This window comes from Gordonia sp. (in: high G+C Gram-positive bacteria) (assembly GCF_049299075.1).
GTDB lineage: Bacteria > Actinomycetota > Actinomycetes > Mycobacteriales > Mycobacteriaceae > Gordonia.
Genome location: NZ_JBAQWU010000340.1, coordinates 1 through 2434, shown reverse-complemented (window position 1 = coordinate 2434; position 2434 = coordinate 1). Strand labels below are relative to the sequence as shown.

The window sequence follows — 2434 nt, the reverse complement described above, 5'->3', positions numbered from 1 at the left end:
GCCGGACGACCCGATCGAGGGCGGTGACGAACTCGTCTTCATCGCGCCGGAAGAGGCCGAAAACGACCTTCAACAGGCGATGCTCTCCCCTATCTGATCGGCGATTTCGACCCGAATTACCCTGGGCCGCAAGGACTTTCGTCCCTATTGAGACCTTCAACACGCGCCGCCTATTTACCGGAACTATCGTGCTTTGATTTGGTCAGCAGCTGCTGACCACCTCTCCACGAAGCCCGTTCCATCGATAGGAAACGACGATGATCTCCGATCAGACGCGCACCGTTCTCACCGCCACTCTGCCCGCCGTCGAAGGCGCCCTCGACGACATCACTCCCCGGTTCTACAACCGCATGTTCGCCGCTCATCCGGAGTTGCTCAACGACCTCTTCAACCGCACCAACCAGAAGATCGGTACGCAGCCGAAGGTGCTCGCCGGTTCCATCGCCGCTTTCGCCCGCCTGCAGCTACACCCCGATGTAGCGCAGCAGCGGATGATCATCGACCGCATCGCGCACAAGCACACCTCACTGGGCGTCCTCGCCGACCAGTACCCGATCGTCCACGAGCACCTGTTCGCTGCCATTGTCGACGTCCTCGGCGCGGCGGTGACGCCGGAAGTCGCCGCCGCCTGGGATGAGTTGTACTGGGAGATGGCGCATGTCCTGATCGGCCGCGAGAACGAGCTGTACGACGAGGCTGGCGTCGTCCCCGGCGATGTCTGGCGTCAGGTCCAGGTCGTCGCGCGCACCCAGGTGGCCCCGGACGCAGTCTCGTTCACCGTCGCGGCCACCGACGGCAGCGCGCTGCCGTCCTTCACCCCGGGCCAATACATCTCGATCCAGGTGCCGCTGGCCGACGGCGCCCACCAGATCCGCCAGTACAGTCTGACCGGCGCTCCCGGCGATCCCAGCTGGCGATTCTCCGTGAAGCTCGACGGCGAGGTCTCGACCTACCTGCACGAGCAGACCTTCGAGGGCGACGAGTTGCATGTCTCCACCCCGTTCGGCGATCTCTCGCTGCCCGACGGCGACGCGCCGATCCTGCTGGCCTCGGCCGGCATCGGCTGCACCCCGGTGATTGGGCTCCTGCACCATCTGGTGCAGGTCGGCGATAACCGCCGAGTCACGGTGTTGCACGCCGACCGCTCGCGATCCCGGCAGCCGCACCGCGGTGAGCTCGCCGATCTCGTCGGTCGACTGCCCCACGCCCATCTGGAGCAGTGGTACGAGAACGGCGTCGACGCTGGCGACGGCACCCGCGTGGGCACGATGAACCTCGACGAGATCACCATCGATCCGGAGACGGTGGCCCTACTGTGCGGACCGGTCGGCTTCCTGAGTTCGGTGCGCGGCTCGCTGCTGGACAAGCAGGTGCCCGAGGACCGCATCCACTACGAGACCTTCGGTCCGGAATTGGTCCGCGTCGGCGGACGCGGCTAACTCGCCGCCCCGCCGATCAGGCAATATCACCGGTATGAGTAGCGCAGTGTCGGTCGGCGTGGCCCTGGTCTTCGTCTGGCTCGGTATGGTGTTCGCCATCTCGTTCCTCGAAGCGCCACTGAAGTTCCAGGCCCCGGGGATCACCATTCCCTTGGGCCTGGGCATTGGCCGATTGGTCTTTCGTGCACTGAACGCGGTGGAGGCGATCCTCGCCGTCGCGCTGATCGGGCTCATCGTTGCCGACGGCGGCTGGCCCACCGGCGCCCTCGCCAGCCTCGGCGTCGCGGTGGCTGCGCTGGCAGTCCAACTCATCGGGGTGCGGCCAGCACTCACCCGACGCAGCGACGCCGTGCTGGCCGATCCGGAGAACGTGCCCACCCAGCGCAGCCACGCGCATATCGTGTACGCGGGGTTCGAGCTGGTGAAGGTCGCCGGGCTGATCGCGGCAGGATCCCTGCTCCTCGGGAGCTGAGTTCAGTCGTCCTCGGTGCGCGAGTGCAACTCGTAGTACGGGTTGTAGATGACCTTCATACCATCGGCGGTCGCGACGCGACCGCGCACAGTGACCCGGCGGCCCGATTCGATGCCTGGGATGCGGCAGCGGCCAATCCATTTGAGCATCACGGTGTCAGTGCCGTCGAAAAACTCAGCGATCACCCCGGTCTTCCCCTTGCAGCTGGTCTGCACCGACCGCAGCTCGCCGACCATCCTCGCCTCGTCGCCACGCTCGCAGTCCCGCGCGCGCTGTGTCCCCGAAGCGCAACATTCGCGTTCGACGCGGACATCCTCGGCGAGGTCGAGATCCTCGGTGAGCATCTGACCGAGTCGCTTGAGTAAACCGGAACTGGTCACGCCATCCTCATTCATGGTCGCGCGCGTCGTGATGGGCGTGCGGTGGCGTAGTGCGGGTCCGCGCTACCCTTCACACTCTACGACTGACTGTTCGCGGGCGCTGGAGAGGACGGCATGGCGAAGGTTTTCCTGATGGCCGGTAC

3 protein-coding genes and 1 pseudogene are annotated in these 2434 nt (G+C 65.7%); 3 read left to right on the top strand and 1 reads right to left on the bottom strand.

The window, feature by feature from the left end; all coding sequences use genetic code 11:
- The 3 genes and pseudogenes from WAW85_RS10770 to WAW85_RS10760 form a co-directional block, all read left to right on the top strand.
- Window positions 1-97 (top strand): annotated as a pseudogene (locus WAW85_RS10770) (TrkA family potassium uptake protein); the annotation flags it as partial.
- Window positions 98-257: 160 nt separating this feature from the next.
- Entirely contained in the window at window positions 258-1439 is a 1182-nt protein-coding gene (locus tag WAW85_RS10765; RefSeq protein ID WP_422559609.1) for a globin domain-containing protein, read from the top strand.
- Window positions 1440-1473: 34 nt separating this feature from the next.
- Window positions 1474-1911: a hypothetical protein gene (locus WAW85_RS10760; RefSeq protein WP_422559608.1), complete on the top strand. Its 438-nt coding sequence runs from the start codon at window positions 1474-1476 to the stop codon at window positions 1909-1911.
- Window positions 1912-1913: 2 nt separating this feature from the next.
- Here WAW85_RS10760 and WAW85_RS10755 read toward each other — a convergent pair whose 3' ends face one another.
- A complete protein-coding gene (locus WAW85_RS10755) occupies window positions 1914-2291 on the bottom strand; it encodes an OB-fold nucleic acid binding domain-containing protein (RefSeq protein ID WP_422559607.1) in 378 nt (125 codons plus the stop codon).
- Between the last annotated feature and the right edge of the window lie 143 nt (window positions 2292-2434).

Bases quoted from the DNA above. Each gene is read 5' to 3' on its own strand.
- WAW85_RS10765 (WP_422559609.1), top strand. From the start codon at position 258: ATGATCTCCGATCAGACGCGCACCGTTCTCACCGCCACTCTGCCCGCC.
- WAW85_RS10760 (WP_422559608.1), top strand. From the start codon at position 1,474: ATGAGTAGCGCAGTGTCGGTCGGCGTGGCCCTGGTCTTCGTCTGGCTC.